This is a genomic window from Sneathiella sp., assembly GCF_047631475.1.
Classification (GTDB): Bacteria; Pseudomonadota; Alphaproteobacteria; order Sneathiellales; family Sneathiellaceae; genus Sneathiella.
In genome coordinates this window covers 24463-41460 of record NZ_JBLHZT010000012.1, presented here as the reverse complement: position 1 = coordinate 41460, position 16998 = coordinate 24463, and the positions used below count along the sequence as shown (strand labels likewise).

Genomic DNA, 16998 nt, shown 5'->3' with positions numbered 1-16998 from the left:
TAGCTCACTTATCGAATAACAAAATCCACAGGTACACTGACCCAACTGGCGACCGTTGTTGCCCCCTGTTTGCGAGGAACAAACTCCCATTTCTGTACGGCAGCCAACGCTGCTTTATCCAACAACCGATAACCAGATGATCGGGCGATCTTTAGCTCCGTTGGTGTTCCGTCCGGGGTGATGTGCACATGAAGTTTCACCGTGCCCTGCTGACCAAGATCAAGGGCGCGTTTTGGATATCGCAAAGGCGTTTTACGCCGATAATTAGCGGTGCCGATGATACTAACATCCGCGTCGCCTTGATCTCCTGTTTTTGCCTGTTGCCGGGTGCGTCCAGTCTTTGATGGCGCAAGTTCTGCTGACTTATCTGCCAACGCAGCGGTTTTCACAGGCGCAAATTTCTGTTTATTTACAGGCTGTTCCGGAACTGCCTTTTCAATCGGTTCTGTTTGAATTTTCTGGGGCGTTTCATTCAGTGTTGGGCGCCGGCGGGGCATTGGAACAGAGTGAATGGAGGCCACCTTTAAAGGCCTCACACCCGGATCCATCGGTTCAGGAAGAGAATGTGTCTCTTGTCTGGCTGGCAAAGACGCTTCCTTGATCATTGCCGGTTTTTTATTTTTGGCGATCGTTTTCTGTGCGGATTTTTTAATAACAACATCCGGGACCGGTTGTGTTTGAGCAGCTTTGGCACCTGAGAGTGGCATAATAATCTCCGTCTCCACCGCCACTGGCGCCGCCACCTTTGTTTTTTCGGCGCCGCTCAATGGGACAGATAATGACGACACAGTGTCGATGGTTCGGGCGCGGCTGCTGAACGTAATCTGAAACGGTTTCTCGATCTCCTGAACCGGTGATTTAGCTGAAAAATCCACCACACTGATTAATCCAAGATTGAGCATGACAGAGAGGAACAGGTAGCAAAGCCACCTGCCCTTCGTATCTGTCTGTTCTGCAACAATCGTTACCATTTATAGGTAACCTTCGCGTTGAAACTTCGCCCCTCTTCTTCAACTGAGCTGCCGATCCGTTTATATTCAGCATCAAAAAGATTGGAGATACTAAAATCCACCATCACATCCTGAAATTGCCCATCTGTTGGCGCCCAGCGATAATAAAGATCGTGCACCGCATATCCGTCTGTCGACGTATCATTATTGCCCACCTTGTCATTGGCATCGGAAAACCTACCTCTCCAACCAAAAACGCTATCAAGAGACGTTGCGGTATAGTTCAAATCCGTGATCAATGTGAGGGGTGTGGAATTCCCCAGATATTCGCCCGTATCGTCATTTTCTGCCTCGATATAGGACAGTCCCACTTTCGTGCCCCATGGTCCCGACTGGTAGGCCGTTTCCACTTCCCAGCCAAACAGAACGGCATCCGGAATATTGGTATTTTCGGTTGTCCCGCCAAAAGCATCAACATTCAGCGCAATAAAATCTTTCCCCCAGCTTTGATAAGCTGATCCTTTGATTTGCAGTTTGTCCTTTTCAGACAGCACGTTCTGAAGGTCAATTCCTGCCCCAATTTCAAATGTGGTGACCACTTCAGGCTTCAAATCCGGGTTAGGAACAAAGAAGTTATTTGGTATAGGACCCCCGCCCGGAAAGTGAAGGCCGGTTGCATAGGTTTCCGTGAGATTAGGCGCTCTAAACGCGCGGGCCAGGCTGGAGAACACCATAAAGGATGGTACCGGCCGATAACTCACCGCTAATTTGGGCGAAAAAGCCCCTTCACTTTGGCTGTTCCCGTTTGCATCATCGCTACTATAGTGATCATAACGCAGGGCTGGAATGATCAGAAACTTACCCGCGTCCGTATCGAAAGAAATCTCATCCTGAATGTAAATGCCATACGTTCTGGAGGATGCATCGGGAACCCCGTCAAAGGTCCCCGTCGTGCTGGAGGGATCTAGAGTATCGCGGTAAAATTCTGCTCCATAAGAAAAGGTATGTGTCTGATTTTCACTTACCGAAAGCCTGCTTTGATTATCCGCCGTGAACGCTAAAGTTCTGAAATCTCGTGAGCGAACGCGCCCTGCATTGGCCCCCGTGATATCCTCTTCTTCGGTTTGTGTCCGATTGAAATATAGATGAATCTTGGGGTTCACAAGGTCATTGGCAGGATCTTCAAACTCATATTTCAGACTAAACTGATAGTCACTGATATCCTTCTTTACGGCCACACCGGTGGAGTTGGAGTTATTTGGCTCTTCACCGTCATTATTGAAGTAAACGCCCTCTAAATTCACAGTATGATAATCCGCAAACGTCAGGCCTGCCTTAAGCAAACCATTTAAAATGCGTTCTTTCGTTGCAAGCTCTTCGCCTGTTCCAAGCTCCACATCACCAGACCGGCGGTAGGATAAACTGCCAACCACATCAAGCATCTCGGTGCGTCCATAGGCCGTAACGTTCGGAGTGAAATTATTGTTAGCCGTCCTGAAAAGAACGGAATTGGATACCCCAAAAGTCTCACCGGGCCGTAAGAGGTCCGCAGCTTCTTTTGTTTCAAAAGCAATAACGCCCCCGATACCACCACCACCGTAAATCGATGAAGAAGACCCCCTTACGATTTCAACAGATTTCAACAGAGAACCATCGATAAACTGCCGACCATCGTGGCCGGACTGAAATTGCTGACGCCGTCCATCGATTAACGTAATAACGGCATCATCAGAATATCCACGGATACGAACCGTCTGGCTGGAAGATCGCGGACCACCGCCAACTTCAACGCCAACCTGATGTTTCAAAATGTCATTCAGGTTTCCGGAAGTCGCGTTTCCAGGGTCCTCCAAATCCACCGTCCCCACCATGGAAGGGACATTAAACGTGGATTGCGGACTACGGGTTGCATAAACTGTCACCGCGTCCAACTCGGTATTTGGCTGCACTTCCTCTGCCATGGCAGGGGTTAGAATGGTCGTCGATAATAGTGCAGCCTTAATGACCACACGCAAAGAACCACGCATAAAAAGTTTCCTTTGTACGTATTGGCTCTTATCGCTGGCTGCCTGGCTACTCGTTTGCTTGGCTGGGTGGCTGCAATAAGCCTATTTTGTTAATATGAGTTTCCCGTTTCCAGTGATCCTCATGCGATACTCCTGCTGTTCGTGCAGAATGATCAATTCACTGGAATTACCGAACAGATCCTCTGTTCGGATTTTACCGCACCTGAGATCCTGGGCGATCCTGGCTGTGCTTTCTTGTGATTGTTCGTGTTTCATCATTCATTCTTAACAGTGGGTTAATTTAGGAATGATTATCAATTGCGAAAGCGTCTGTCAATTATAATTGCGAATTATTCTTAATAGCACCTACTAAGGGGTCTTGTTATCCTCTAAAATCATCTTGGATGCTTTTTCAGCAATCATGATCACTGGGGAATTAGTGTTTCCAGAAACGATCGTTGGCATGATGGAGGCATCCACAATGCGCAAACCAGAAAGACCGCGGAGCTTTAGCCGATCATCCACTACCGCCATCGGATCCTGTCCCATTTTACAGGTTCCCACAGGATGAAAAATGGTCGTCGCGATATTTCCAGCTTCAACCGCAAGCTCTTCATCACTTTCAATGGACGCCCCGGGCAGAAACTCTTCGGGTTCATATTTTGCTATAGCCTTTGCGCTCATCAGTTTACGGGTCAAACGGATACTTTTCGACGCCAGCCGCTTATCTGCTTCGTCGGATAAATAATTTGGAACAATGGCTGGTTGCTGTTCTGGATCAACAGATTTCAGATGAATGCTTCCCCGGCTTTGGGGCCGTAAATTACAAACTGAAGCCGTAACGGCCGGGAAAGGATGAAGAGGTTCCCCCAGTTTGTCAGTGCTGAGAGGTTGGATGTGATATTCCAGATCAGGTGTTTCCAAAGATGGGTCACTCTTCGCAAAAATGCCCATCTGGCTTGGCGCCATAGACAATGGTCCGGACTGGTTTACCAGATATTGCAAACCCATTTTTGCTTTTCCAAACAAACTATTCGCCTGTTCATTTAGCGTCTTGGCATTCTTAAGCTTGAAAACGGTGCGGATCTGCAAATGATCTTGCAGGTTCTCACCCACTCCGGGAAGATCAAGTTTTGTATCAATCCCGAATTGATCCAACAGATTTGTTTGACCAATACCGGATAGTTCCAGTATTTTAGGCGAATTGACCGCGCCCGCCGACAAAATAACTTCACGGCCCGCCCGTGCAATACTGGGTTTGCCGCTCAGGGTAAATTGCACACCTGAAATTCGGCCCTCTTCAATCACAAGCTTTTCTGTCAGTGCATGGGTCAGGACCGTTAGATTAGTCCGTTTTTCGGCTGGTTTTAAAAACGCTTTTGCGGTGCTCCAACGAACACCTGCTTTCTGGTTTACTTCAAAATATCCAGCCCCTTCATTGCTTCCCCTGTTGAAATCGTCCGTTTTCGGGATCCCGATTTCCTCTGCCGCGTCACAAAATGAATCCAGAATTTCCCAAGATAGGCGTTGAGGCTCCACCCGCCATTCACCGTCTGCACCATGCAGGTCGTTTTCGCCCTTATGATGATTTTCAGAACGTGTAAAATAAGGAAGAATATCGTCCCAGGCCCATCCTGAATTCCCCAGTTGTCGCCACTGATCATAGTCGCGGGCCTGACCGCGCATATAAATCATACCATTTATCGATGAGCACCCGCCCAGAACCTTGCCCCTTGGATAACTGAGGGCACGACCGTTCAGACCTTTATCCGGTTCTGTGTTCATCATCCAGTCTGTTTTCGGGTTCCCCATACAGAACAGATATCCAATGGGAATATGGATCCATGGATAGGTATCCCGGCCCCCCGCTTCAAGCAACAATACTTTGTTTTTCGGATCGGCAGATAATCGATTAGCCAGCACGCAGCCAGCAGAACCGGCTCCAATTACAATATAGTCGAAAATACCCAAGTCCTGCTTATCAATCATTTTATTCCTCCGCGAACAGAACTTTAATGGCTTGCCCAATGACAAGTCGATCTTTTTTTTATCCCGTTCGCCAAACAAAAAAAGGGCCTGCATTACTGCAGGCCCGATCGATGAAAATAATACCAGCTATGTTTATTCACATCAGGAGAAATATCTCAGAAGCATTGAAACAAGTTCAGATTGCCTTGCTACCCCCAATTTACTCTGAGCAGACTTCAATTGATTGCGGATTGTAACAACACTGACACCCCTGTTTCTCGCAATTTTGTCCGTGCTCTCACCATTTACCAACTGTTCCACGACGCAAGTCTCTGCCTGGCTTAACCCAAAATATTCCATAAGTTTTTGGGTTTGGGCCGGGTGGCTACCATTAGGATCACGGATAAGTAAGGTAATATAATCACTGGTATCCGTATCAAACTCGGTTGATACCAATGATTCAAGTTGATCATGACCGACCATCGCAATCATTGGCCAGCCATCTGCTTTAGGAATCACAAACGAACCGTCATCAATTGCACCGGAACTTGTTTCGCTTTTCTTATAACTCATCAGATATTGCATAAGAAATTGTTGTGCGACTTCGTCGGTACAATACACCTTCCCCTTTGGATCCAGTGCGATAACATCTCCCCACTCCAGCAATTTTTCGGCATCCCGATTGGCAAAAACCAACCGTCGATGACCATCCAGAATAAGAATTGCAGGGGTCAGGGTATATAAAATACAAAGCGCGGTATCGTAAAATCCGTTTGAAGATTTTTTTTGAGGAGCCTTCCTCCGCTGATTATCGGCTTGCCTATTCTTCCGTAAAGGGGATCCAATCCCTTTAGATTTAACATCCAATTCATAGGATCTTTCCAGATCATTCTTTTCACTGGAACGATTAGAACCGCGTACAAATAAATCAAAACCTAAATCGCTCACGAGTAGATTCCTCCACTAAAACACATCAACTCACTTACTATAGGAAAGACTGCGAATTGAATCGTGAATGGAAAATAAGGGCGTTATTCGCGCACCCCAGCCTTGCGCAGGCCGGTAATATAAAGATCGTTCTTGTCTTCGGTCAGGGGAGGATAATTTTTGAGATGCCATCCAACAGAGAAATCCGGTTGGTATTCTTTAAATTTGCGAATGAGTTGTTCCGCTTCTTCATGTCGGTTCAAATGACCCAGACTTGAAATGAGCGGCCGATAATTAGCATGAAAGTTCGGACTGTTCCGTAATACCTGTTTACCCAGCCGAACCGCCTCTTCAAAATGCCCGGACAACATGCTCGCGATGCACCGGGCTGTATCGAAGTAATATGGATGGGGATCAAACGGCATTACTTGACGGCATCTTTCAAGCTTTGCCAACGCATCATCGGACTGCCCCAGATAACATAATGTAATCGCCTTAAAGCCCCATGCATAGGCACAGTTCGGGTTTGATTTCATCGCCCGATCAAAATATTCAATCGCCCCTTTAAAGTCGTGATGAACAAAAGCTTCCAGGTGACCAAAGATTGACAACACATTGTCGTCATTGGGGCTTAGCTCGTTCGCTCGTTGCATCAGGGCGCGGATTTCTTCATCAACCGAAAAACTGTCTGACCGGTATCCCTGCCCGATTTCGATAGATCGCAGAAACGCCAGCCACGCCATGGCTTCGGCATATTTGGGTTCAATCAATAGCGCCCGCAACAGATATTTTTCCGCAGTCTGCACAGCGTCAGGCGTAAATTTGAACATTGTCAGTCGCGCTCTACTGACACATTGACGCGCCGTAAGCCGGACTTCCTCAGTGTGGTTTGCCCGTTCCAGTTCTTGCAATTCGACAAACCGGATCAGTTCAATCGCTGCCTGAATAGCTTCCCCCTGCAACTGTTGTAACGCTTCCCATTTTTTACAAACAACCCGTTTCATCCACAAAATATCGGCGCTGCTGCCTTCAAGAAGCTGAACCAGGATGGAAATATTTTGCGCGTCTGTCACGACCGTCGCCCGCACAATATAGCTAACAGGCGGTTGTTCTGACTTATGAGAAATGCCGCTGGAAAAACCATCCGTTAGAAAAGCGCCATCCCGGATGGAATAACGCCGATTGCAGGAAATCTGCTGGCAAAGATCTGCCCTGAATACTTGAGAAAAATACTCAACATCTGTCTCAATGGAGTTCGTTTGGAACGGGCAAATTTCGATCACAGGACGCAACAGGTTGCTCTCTGGTCCTGTATTTTCACTCCGTAAAACTTCTGTACTGGCGACCGTAAGTTTTTGCCCGATATCGACCTTGTCCAATAAGGCACAAATCTCGGCAGAAGGTTCCTCACCAAAATTTGTCATCAGATCGTTTTTATAGCGTTCAAACTGCTGGACAGCCGCCGACCGATTATTATCAGACAGATAACTTTGAATTAGCGCGTGATGGGCCTGCTCATCTGACGGATTTATGCGTAATAATGCTGATGCAATATGCCGGCTCTTATGGGAAGAAGCCGTATGGTCGCGGGTATAGTCCAGATACAGCTCAAGCGAGCGAAACAAATCACGTTCTGTCCGGGATCGTTCAATTAACAGCCACTCCTCAAAAGCGTCACCCTCAACAGCGCAATCCATCAGCAATTCCCCAAAGTCGCATTGAAGAAGCTGGTCAGCCAGAGAGGGGTCAAATTGTTTAGCACAATAACTGGCAAGGCGCGCATCAACCCATAAGGTGTTCAGGTCCAGTTTTAAATAGTGCTTGTCCGCTGTAAAAATTGAACTCCCCAGGTTTTGTTCAATTTCACGAATTTCTTTGACGGCCTGCCGTAAACTCGCCTTGGGGTCTTTGCCCGTCTCCCAAAGGACATCCGCAAGTTTTTGCCGTCTGAGTACACCACTGGGAGAGAGCGCAAGCATCGCCAGAATAGCCATTGTTTTCTGACGCAACTGCGGTGATGGCTCACCTTCAACGGGCTCCCATCTGAAATGTCCTAATAAATAAAGGCGTGACGTCATTCACTCTCAACTCTTGCGGCAAACGGCATACAAATGAACGTAAGCAATAGATGTTAGTATCAACCATAAAAAAAACAACCTTAAAGGCGGCCATTGAACCAATTAGATCATGACATTTATTTAAATTAGTGTTGAATCATAAATGGGCGCAGAAAAATACGATCAGTGACACTAAAGTGAAGCAACATGCCAAATAGAGAAATTCGAGAGGTTTGTTTCGATCCCCTCAGTGAGCCCGTCTGCCTGTCTTTAAATCTTGAAACAGATTATCCCAGCACCTACCAGATAACATCCCACGACTGTTCCGGCACGTTTCAGGGTACGCTCATGATCGGCAATAATATCAGCGGCCCAACCGATATCATCACCCTGCCCATCAACTCATCTGCATTGGATCAGCAACATATCGGTTGGCATTTTACAATTGCGGCCCCATCAGAGAGAAAGAAAGTCACCTACAGTATTGAAATCAATTTAAGTCAGGGACACCAATTATTAACCCCAGAGCCCATTCACATTAGTGGACATCATAAAATAGAAAAGGTTGTCATTGGTTTCATAAAGCTGGTGGCGCATCAAAGCCTTTCGAGCGACAATAACCAACAATTTTTGGCAGGAAACTCGGTATAAAACCCGTCTCTAGAGAAATTCATTTCCAGCATGAGGGGCATTGTTGGCCAAATGAAGGTTGCGTGCCATCATGACCGCCTGAGTACGATTTTTCGCATTCAATTTTTTCATCAGATTTGAAACATGCACTTTCACGGTCCCGGCTGAAATCCCCAGATACTCTGCAATATCCTTGTTGGATTTTCCCTCTGATATGGCTTGCAGAATTTGAACCTGGCGGGGTGTCAACAGTTCAACGATATGATGCGAAAGCGTCGCCTGCTCGACTTCGTTCTCCTGACGGACCTCGCGAAAGTCATTAAAAACCTCGGGTGGGAAATACTGGCCACCAGCCAATACCAGCTCAATCGTGGCCATTGTTACATCGGTCGACGCGGAACGATCGAGAAAGCCTTTTACATTATTCTCGAAAACCTCTCGAACCCTTTTCTGACACACTGCATTTCCAACAATCAGCACGGGCGTGTTGCAAGCATACTCCTTCAGGCGCACCATGTCCGCATCTGAAAAAGCCATACCTTCCTGCAGCCCAAATAAAACAATGTCGGTTCCATGGTCATCGATACACTGATACGCTTCAAGCAGGTTACTTGCTTCACAAATTGTGCATCCGTCAAACTTCTCTTCCAGAGCCAGCTTATAGCCCCGCCTACAGATTTCAGATTTATCAACTATCAAAGCACGCATTAGGAGAACTTTCTTATAATTATTTTACCTCAACAGAACAAAAAAATAACAGTCAATTCCAAAAATGTTAAGTTATTCTAAGATAAAATTATCATTTCATTACAATAGTTTGCCAGAAATTACGTTTAGATAGAAAACCACATCCTTCGGCATAACCTATTGGTCATATTTCCGTCTGGAGTTACCTATTCAAAAACAGGTCTTTTGTTGTTTGCAACGCCAAAAATGGAATCGACTTTCGCAAAGCAGAACCCTACGTCAAGCTGAATATCCTGAAAACAGCGTTCCATTAGTAAAAATGACCTCCGCGTGAAAGTAATATGCCGCCTCATTTATTCATTGATTTACCACAATGAACGCCATTTTTTCTAGAAGCGGAATCACACCACCCATCTCATTAAGCGTGGGATATCGTTTGACCGATGACCGGGTATTAAAAATCCAGTCGGGCTTGGAACCGGAACCATCCACATTGTCCGCGATCCCTCGAATGCACAGTCTTAATTCTCTTTGGACCTTCTTTCCGTACCCTGCTTCAACAAAAATCTATCCGTCGGGTCAACCACAAACGACCTTCAGAGCACCGACGTCAAAGGCAACCGAGCTATATGCGCCCGCCGCAGGCAATCCGACTTTCGGTGCCAATGAATAAAGCGGCAAACCACTAAAATAGCTGGAATATTCTGGCACCCCCGAAACATACTGGTCATAGAAACGCTTCTGAAAACTAATATCAACATATTGTTTTTAAACGATTTTCTTTACTTTTAACGTAAAAATGTTATAGTAAAGACAAACAGTTGGGAGAAACCGATGAAGGGCGATACGAAAGTTATTCGGCAGTTAAATCTTGTTTTGAAAAACGAATTGACCGCGATCAATCAGTACTTCTTGCATTCTCGGATGCTGGGAGATTGGGGGTTGGAGGAGCTGGAGGAAGCAGAATACAAAGAGTCGATCGTAAAAATGAAGATGGCCGACAAAGTCATTAAACGAATTCTGTTCCTGGAAGGATTACCCAATTTGCAGGATCTGGGAAAGCTTATGATCGGTGAAGACGTTGGCGAAATCCTCTCCAGCGACTTAAAAATGGACACCCGCGCGCATGAAGCGCAAAAAGCCGCAATCGCTCTGTGTGAAACATGCCAGGATTATGTAACCCGGGACATGCTGGAAGAAATCCAGACCAAGCAGGAAGCGCATATGGACTGGCTTGATATTCAACTTGGCTTGATAAAAACCATGGGCCTTCAAAATTACATTCAAACTCAAGCATCCTGAGGAGTAGACAAATGAAAGGAAGCAAAAAGGTTCTCGATCAGCTTAATGAGTTGTTAAAAGGAGAACTAACCGCCGCGGACCAATATTTTGTCCATTCTGAAATGTATAACGACTGGGGCTTGGGCGATCTGTATGAACGTCTGCACCATGAGTTCGAAGAAGAACTTGAACACGCCAAGAAACTGATCGAACGGATACTTTTTCTGGAAGGTGTACCGCAAGTAGGTGCCCGCGATCCATTATTGATCGGAACAGATGTTCCAAGCATGCTTCAAAACGATTTGAAGTCTGAATTGTCAGTTGTCGCCGCTCTGAAAAAAGCCATCAGGATTTGTGAAGAAGAACAAGACTATCAATCCCGTGAAATTCTAGTCAGCCTTCTGGAAGATACGGAAGAAGATCACACCTATTGGCTTGAAAAGCAGTTGGGCCTGATCAAAAAAATGGGATTGGAAAATTATATCCAGTCCAAAGCGTCTTCCAACACCTGATAATCTCTCCAAAAGCCGGTGCAGCCCTTTCCCATTTGCGGGTATGCGGTCACCGCCGGCTCTCAAGCCTTTTTATTCCGATCCCTTAAGCATCCATCCATCTGGGAACTGGTCCGCAGTTATTCCCTCATCAACACCTTCGTTAAGGCCGTTTGTATTCGTAAGACTGATAATGGCTTGACTTACTTGCGAATGATTATCATTATTACTTTATTGATACTTGAAGCTATAATCTTTTGACTTTAACAACGGGCTTGTCATGCAACGCGAAACCAACCTTCCAAATTCCCTAAACTCCCTCTGTTTTGCCGAGCAGCTTACCCTTTGGAGTGTCCGATACTGGGCGGACAGGTATCGGGAGCAACACCCTGCTTCCAACATTCTGAAGGACGCCTATCGCCTTGCAAAAGTCGAGGATGGTATGATCAGTCTGGACAATTTCATGACCCTTCTTATTACCGGGAATTGTCGAACCGTCGATATTCGCTGCCTTTGCTGCGAGGGTATTTCCGCCGATGAATGGCGCATATTGCAATCATTGGGATTGGCACAAGTTGGCAAGAAATACGAGATCGCCCCTCTCCTCTCTTCCTTCTTAGAGCCAACAAGCACCCGTCTTGCCCTCCCCGTTATACGTCAATGGTCTGCGGCACTGGCAGCTGCCGGTCATTGGCTGCCAATCCGAAAACAAGCACTTGAAGTCGCGCGCCAGAATTTTGCAAAAGCCAGTAACCGTTCAGAAGACACCCGGGCCGCATATGCGGCAAACCCGATCTTTCATTAACCGGTTACGTCTATTTGAGCCCCTTCTCGATCCAGGTCAGCGCATGTCCCAACGGACCACGAACCCCAGCCTTGGGTGCGTCTGGCCGATCTTCCTGAACACGTGGGTTTTTCTCAAGGACCAGCAGGATTTCCTTCGCGTCGTTCAGGTGCTTTTTAGAAATTTCAGGTTCTGCGGAATGCTTCATATCTGTAATCAGGATTTTATGCACGGCACTGGTCAGCGTCCACACAAAATGCAGTCGAACCCCCAGTAGATTATCATCCTCCGCCAAACGTTTCAGGCAATTGATCGTATCTGGAAACAATGATGGCATTGGCCTTTCACGCAGTGCCACCGCAGCGGCGTAAATTTCGGCAGATGTTGCCCCGTCTCTCAGCCAGTGCTTGACAACATCCATATCATCCAGATTTCGAGCCTCGGCTTTTAAGGCCTGCCGTGTCTCTTCAAGTTCGGGAACAGGAACATGCTCGTCAAAATTATTAAGGATCGCCCTAACCCGTTTTTCTTGTTGGGAGAGTTCATTTTCCAAAACGGCGATTTCTTCCCGGCTTTCCCGGACTTCATTTTGCAGTTTTTCCAGTTCCACCTCCAAACCGCCTAATTTAAATCTGCTAAGGCGTTCCAGAAACTCTGGATGTCGCCCTATCCAGATAAGGGCTGCAATGGCCAAAATCGGCCAAATCGAAAAATTCTCAACGATTACTTTGAAGTAATCGAACATTGTACCAGGCTGGTCTGTCATTGGGTTTCCCCTTTTTCAACAAAGGACAATCTTGTTATGAAAGGCTTGCAAGCGCTTGAATACAGACAACAGAAGAAATCATTAATTTCAGGTACTTCTTGGCGTCATTGTAGGGTATGATCCCCACCAACTTTCCTACAAGTGAAATTTATATGACCAACAATACAGAAATTTGGACACCGCCTCTTTCCTTCGAAGAACAATTGAAGAAATGGCTTGTACCTGCCTCACTTTATATCAGATATAAAACATGGAAGGAATTGCGGCGCGGCGAAAAAGAAATTGCGATGCTCCCTTTTCTGGTTCGTCAAAATTGTATTGCTTTGGATATCGGCGCCAATAAAGGGGTTTGGAGCTTTCAACTATCCAAACTTTGCCCAAAAGTTCATGCGTTCGAACCCAACCCGAAAATGTACGCAGTTCTGGCGCATTGTGCCCCTGATAACGTGGAAACCCATCCCGTCGCGTTGTCCCATGAAACGGGCACCAGCAAAATGTACATCCCGAAACGGTCCAATGGCAGCTACTCCAATCAGGGGGCTTCGCTCTCTACCGTCATTGCCGAAAAGGACCATCAGGAAATCAATGTCGAAACCCTTAAACTGGATGACTATAAATTCGAAAATATCGGCTTTATTAAAATCGATGTAGAAGGGTTCGAAATGTCCGTTCTGGAGGGAGCAAAAGAAACCCTCGCCCGTTGCCACCCCATCTTGATCATCGAAATGGAGGAATTGCATACCAAGCGGACACTAAATGATTTGGTGAAAGAGGTGGAAAGCTATGGTTATGAAGGCTTTTTTCTCGACGGCGATGTGTTGACCAAATTCACCCCCCACTACAAAGGGAACCACGTGGATAACCACGGCGACTACCTGTTCAATTTCATCTTTCTACCCAAATAAAGAACAACTAGATATTGTTGTTTATGAGCGACTTAAAGGCATATTGCGGACCCTAGGGCCTCAGGGAAAATATTTTCCGTAAGCGAAAAAGGCGTCTATAAAATTTTTGATTTCGGCGACATAGTTCACACGCTAACGACAGGAATTTCATTCAATAATCCAGCGGCCGGACGCCTGATGCGGAACACAAATAATCCGTCCAAATGACAGTAGCATTTTTTTGGATAAATTGCGGAGAAACTTAAGTATCACGGATCGATGGCATCAGGTCGATATTGGGCCAGAGGACCATCGCCTACCCGCCAAACCCACTCTTATTTTATCGCTCAGGCCGCCACTCTGATAAAGAATGGGCATAAGCTTCCCACAGATAAAAAAACACGAAGTCCGCTACTTAATATCAAAGGAAACCGGAAAATTGTTTTTCTGCATTCAATTTCGTTAAAGGGAAAACCGTCATCCCGTTTGGGTGCAGGTCCCTATGGACCTTAAACCTATTCCGGATGCAGCCAAGAAAACGAATGTTGAAGATGTTACTGGTAAATGTGGCCGCGCCCTTAGGCCCGATGGACCTATGCCTAACAGATCAAACTTTTGGATAGATTACTAACCAAAAACAAGATCAGTGAAGGGCTGCTCCATACGAATTTTGATAACCTGTACCCACGAGGCGAACCTATGCTTTTGCGCAACAGAGCACATCGGGTCACCTTTAAGACAGCGCAGCGAAGACATCCATTTAGGACGGCGATAAGAAGAAAAAAGCCGCCACAACTCTCTTATAATGGGAGCAAGAAAGCAGGCGCGGAAAGCGTCAAAAGAAAACAAGGGCCGCAAGATCATCTCAAATCTTACTAAACCCTTGTTTTAATTGGCGACCCCAGCACGATTCGAACGTGCGACCTACAGATTAGAAGTCTGTTGCTCTATCCAGCTGAGCTATGGGGCCTGGAATTTCTAAAGGCTAAATTCAGCCACGAACACGGCTAAAAGAAAAATTATCCGCATAGGTTTTGATATTCAGCTTGCGTTCTTTGGGTTCGAACACCGTGTATTCAATCCCGTTTTCTTCACAATACGCAATGGCGCTTTCTTTGCTATCAAATTTCAGGCTGACTTGAGAGGCCATATCATCTGACCCAGTCCACCCCATCAAGGGATCACTTTGACGCGCAGAAACAGGCGTGTAATCAAGACGCCACTTTTTTATATTGCGGCGACCAGACTGCATTGCATTCTTTGCTGGTCGATAGATTCTAGCTTTCAGACTCATGTCACATCATTTCCCAATATGCGCAAATGCCTTTGTTGGCACATAATCAACTTCTTCCGGTCCCGGAGGATCCCAGTAGAGTTCCAATGTGGACGTGTTTTTCTTTTCAAAATAAAGAACACGCACCGGATACCAGCCTGGCTCAGAAATCTCAAGCGTTATTTCATCAGAAAAACGATCTGCATGGACCTCCGGGTCCTCGTAAATCATTTTATCTCCGATGGTCAGGCGAACACCGTCATTGGAATGTACCATAAAGGTATAAGGCCCAGATCTTTCAAAATTGATAAAGCCTGTAATATCGGCGCCAACCATATCAGTGGCAGTTGCCGTGAGGACAGGCCCTAGGCCAACCTGATAGTTCAATTGAGGGATTGGCGGACCGGCTTTGCCCTTGTCATACTCCATCCATTCAATGAATTCCCGGATACTGTTAAGTTTTGCACCGTAATACTGAACGGCCAGCCCCGGCCTCAGCGAGGATGCAGCAGGCTGCGGGCTTGCTGGTTTCAATCCGGTTATTGCATCGGCCTGTGCAACGGTCGCCGCGACACTAAGGCCAACTCCGATTGCCGCGCCTTTAATAAACTTCCCAAACATTGCGATCATTGTGTCTCCCACCCAATTCAATGTTGCCCCTACAATTTATTTAGAAATAACGGCAATTAAAAGAAGCGTTTATCCAGATGGCCTGTTTTTTCGAACAAATAAGAGTTTTCAATCAAAAAAACATCAATATTGCCCGATTAACGAATTACCGGCAGTCAAAACTGCCTGATTTACGCTCGTTATGACAAATATCGGCGGGAGAACCTGTCCCATGCTCAAGAATCTGCGTATCTCCCACTCGCGATACAGACTTTGCACCGACTGAGAGGGATGGAGTGAAACCAATGGTAAGAACACCGAGAAAAAGGATCGTTAAAAGCGATGTTTTTGAATGCATAATACCCTGCCAAATAAATTTTGTTGTTGATCTTATTGTGAAACAATCAAACCAAGTCGGTTTGTTGCTTATTCCCTTTATTTTTTTAGCGGATTTCGAAACATGTTGTAAATAGCGGGCTTTCGCACCTGCAAAAAAATTCACAGATAAATCCTGCGATTTAAACACAAAAAAGCCCTTCAAGACATTGATCTTGAAAGGCTTTTTGTTGGTCGGGGCAGCAAGATTCGAACTTGCGACCTCTCGCTCCCAAAGCGAGCGCACTACCAGGCTGTGCTATGCCCCGTGTGTCGGTGGCGATGATCTACACCTTTGCGACAGGCCCTGCAAGAAAAAGTTTTCCTTTTTTTCATTTTTTTTAAATTTTCTTAGTCGTGTTCGCGCTTGATATAGTGAAAAAGGGCGTCTGCCATAAAGACTTTTCGGCGCCCGACTTTCAATATACCCCGCACAAACGCTATGGATCGGGTATCCCGCACCAGTTCGCAGTGTGCCTCTATCCAATCCCCTTCGCGGACAGGGGACAAAAATTCAGAATTCATCTTAATCGTGACGCATCGTTTCCCGGTTCGGTAAAACACAGTCCTTGCGAGAGCTGAATCCATAAACGACATCAACATCCCTCCGTGGACATAGTGAACGCCATTCAGGTGCCTCTCATCTGATCGAAACGCCCGTATCACAGTTGTGTCGTCGACAATTTTTTCGAAATAAGGGCCATTTCTGGTCGCAAAGGCAGCAAATCCGGTAACTTCTGTAAACCCTTCTGGAATACCCTGATCACTCTTTTTAGCTTTGTTTTTTATTGTTTTTTCCACGTTCCATCCAATTCACAGGTTCCTTTTAAACAGACTGTAAACCAACTGATCACCAATTTGCACCCCGTGTTTATCTGCAAATCCGCCCACGACTTCCAAAACTGCGAATACGGGCATTGGGGGCGCGATCACCGTCAAATCATGAGGCTGCGCATTTCTGTGGATATAAATAATTTTCCCGCTCTGATCCGCAAAAAGCATATCCAAAGGGAGAAATGTGTTTTTCATCCACATTGATACAGGGCGGCTTTGATGAAAAACAAACAGCATTCCATCATCGTCAGACATCTCTTGAACAAACATCAGACCGCGATTTCGGTCTTCTTCGGTTTGGGCGACATCAACTGAAACTTCTATTGCACGGGTAGATGTTTGAACGAACAAGCGCTTGTTGTCTGCTAAAACAGGCTCGATGAAACCGATCAGGCCAACGATCAGAAAAACGAAAGAAACAGATAGAAAATGCAGTTTGTTTCGATATTCATTTGCCATATGCATGTTCTTCCTTA

The 16998-nt window shown here is 46.1% G+C and carries 18 protein-coding genes and 2 tRNA genes; 5 read left to right on the top strand and 15 right to left on the bottom strand.

Features of this window, described 5'->3' with window-relative positions:
* Positions 1 to 8 precede the first annotated feature (8 nt).
* From ACJAYR_RS07075 to ACJAYR_RS07050, 6 genes are all read right to left on the bottom strand, one after another.
* Positions 9 to 971 (bottom strand): energy transducer TonB, encoded by a 963-nt coding sequence (locus ACJAYR_RS07075; protein ID WP_415235940.1) that lies wholly within the window; start codon positions 969 to 971, stop codon positions 9 to 11.
* Positions 965 to 2977: a TonB-dependent hemoglobin/transferrin/lactoferrin family receptor gene (locus ACJAYR_RS07070; RefSeq protein ID WP_415235939.1), complete on the bottom strand. Its 2013-nt coding sequence runs from the start codon at positions 2975 to 2977 to the stop codon at positions 965 to 967. Before ACJAYR_RS07070 ends, ACJAYR_RS07075 begins: the two co-directional genes overlap by 7 nt.
* Before the next feature lie 81 nt (positions 2978 to 3058).
* The gene (gene hemP, locus ACJAYR_RS07065; protein WP_169545858.1) at positions 3059 to 3232 is read right to left on the bottom strand and encodes a hemin uptake protein HemP; all 174 of its coding nucleotides are present in this window, start codon (positions 3230 to 3232) and stop codon (positions 3059 to 3061) included.
* A gap of 93 nt (positions 3233 to 3325) precedes the next feature.
* Positions 3326 to 4945: a GMC family oxidoreductase gene (locus tag ACJAYR_RS07060; RefSeq protein ID WP_415235938.1), complete on the bottom strand. Its 1620-nt coding sequence runs from the start codon at positions 4943 to 4945 to the stop codon at positions 3326 to 3328.
* 141 nt (positions 4946 to 5086) lie between these two features.
* Positions 5087 to 5872, bottom strand: a complete 786-nt coding sequence (locus tag ACJAYR_RS07055; RefSeq protein WP_415235937.1) for a helix-turn-helix transcriptional regulator — start codon at positions 5870 to 5872, stop codon at positions 5087 to 5089.
* 83 nt (positions 5873 to 5955) lie between these two features.
* Entirely contained in the window at positions 5956 to 7929 is a 1974-nt protein-coding gene (locus ACJAYR_RS07050; RefSeq protein WP_415235936.1) for a BTAD domain-containing putative transcriptional regulator, read from the bottom strand.
* 186 nt (positions 7930 to 8115) lie between these two features.
* Between ACJAYR_RS07050 and ACJAYR_RS07045 the strand changes: the two genes are divergently transcribed.
* Positions 8116 to 8559: a hypothetical protein gene (locus ACJAYR_RS07045; RefSeq protein WP_415235935.1), complete on the top strand. Its 444-nt coding sequence runs from the start codon at positions 8116 to 8118 to the stop codon at positions 8557 to 8559.
* Positions 8560 to 8568: 9 nt separating this feature from the next.
* Here ACJAYR_RS07045 and ACJAYR_RS07040 read toward each other — a convergent pair whose 3' ends face one another.
* Entirely contained in the window at positions 8569 to 9246 is a 678-nt protein-coding gene (locus tag ACJAYR_RS07040) for a response regulator transcription factor (protein ID WP_415235934.1), read from the bottom strand.
* An 813-nt stretch (positions 9247 to 10059) separates the two neighbouring features.
* Between ACJAYR_RS07040 and bfr (ACJAYR_RS07035) the strand changes: the two genes are divergently transcribed.
* The 3 genes from bfr (ACJAYR_RS07035) to ACJAYR_RS07025 all read left to right on the top strand — a co-directional run bounded on the left by bfr (ACJAYR_RS07035) (position 10060) and on the right by ACJAYR_RS07025 (position 11802).
* A complete protein-coding gene (bfr, locus tag ACJAYR_RS07035; RefSeq protein WP_415235933.1) occupies positions 10060 to 10527 on the top strand; it encodes a bacterioferritin in 468 nt (155 codons plus the stop codon).
* Between the two features lie 11 nt (positions 10528 to 10538).
* Positions 10539 to 11018 (top strand): bacterioferritin, encoded by a 480-nt coding sequence (gene bfr / locus ACJAYR_RS07030; protein WP_415235932.1) that lies wholly within the window; start codon positions 10539 to 10541, stop codon positions 11016 to 11018.
* A 259-nt stretch (positions 11019 to 11277) separates the two neighbouring features.
* The gene (locus ACJAYR_RS07025; RefSeq protein WP_415235931.1) at positions 11278 to 11802 is read left to right on the top strand and encodes a hypothetical protein; all 525 of its coding nucleotides are present in this window, start codon (positions 11278 to 11280) and stop codon (positions 11800 to 11802) included.
* A gap of 10 nt (positions 11803 to 11812) precedes the next feature.
* Here ACJAYR_RS07025 and ACJAYR_RS07020 read toward each other — a convergent pair whose 3' ends face one another.
* A complete protein-coding gene (locus ACJAYR_RS07020; RefSeq protein ID WP_415235930.1) occupies positions 11813 to 12547 on the bottom strand; it encodes a hypothetical protein in 735 nt (244 codons plus the stop codon).
* Between the two features lie 152 nt (positions 12548 to 12699).
* Here ACJAYR_RS07020 and ACJAYR_RS07015 point away from each other — a divergent pair, with 152 nt between their 5' ends.
* Positions 12700 to 13452 (top strand): FkbM family methyltransferase, encoded by a 753-nt coding sequence (locus ACJAYR_RS07015; RefSeq protein ID WP_415235929.1) that lies wholly within the window; start codon positions 12700 to 12702, stop codon positions 13450 to 13452.
* An 872-nt stretch (positions 13453 to 14324) separates the two neighbouring features.
* On the opposite strand, the gene ACJAYR_RS07010 is transcribed toward ACJAYR_RS07015, so the two are convergent.
* From ACJAYR_RS07010 to ACJAYR_RS06980, 7 genes are all read right to left on the bottom strand, one after another.
* A tRNA-Arg gene (locus ACJAYR_RS07010) sits at positions 14325 to 14401 on the bottom strand.
* A 21-nt stretch (positions 14402 to 14422) separates the two neighbouring features.
* The gene (locus tag ACJAYR_RS07005) at positions 14423 to 14719 is read right to left on the bottom strand and encodes an ETC complex I subunit (RefSeq protein WP_415235991.1); all 297 of its coding nucleotides are present in this window, start codon (positions 14717 to 14719) and stop codon (positions 14423 to 14425) included.
* Positions 14720 to 14731: 12 nt separating this feature from the next.
* A complete protein-coding gene (locus tag ACJAYR_RS07000) occupies positions 14732 to 15334 on the bottom strand; it encodes a PA14 domain-containing protein (protein ID WP_415235928.1) in 603 nt (200 codons plus the stop codon).
* A gap of 145 nt (positions 15335 to 15479) precedes the next feature.
* A complete protein-coding gene (locus tag ACJAYR_RS06995) occupies positions 15480 to 15815 on the bottom strand; it encodes a hypothetical protein (protein ID WP_415235927.1) in 336 nt (111 codons plus the stop codon).
* Positions 15816 to 15880: 65 nt separating this feature from the next.
* Positions 15881 to 15957: transfer RNA gene (locus tag ACJAYR_RS06990), tRNA-Pro, on the bottom strand.
* Between the two features lie 82 nt (positions 15958 to 16039).
* Positions 16040 to 16489, bottom strand: coding sequence for a PaaI family thioesterase (locus ACJAYR_RS06985; RefSeq protein WP_415235926.1), 450 nt, complete (start codon positions 16487 to 16489; stop codon positions 16040 to 16042).
* A gap of 12 nt (positions 16490 to 16501) precedes the next feature.
* Positions 16502 to 16981, bottom strand: coding sequence for a DUF192 domain-containing protein (locus tag ACJAYR_RS06980; protein WP_415235925.1), 480 nt, complete (start codon positions 16979 to 16981; stop codon positions 16502 to 16504).
* Positions 16982 to 16998: the final 17 nt, after the last annotated feature.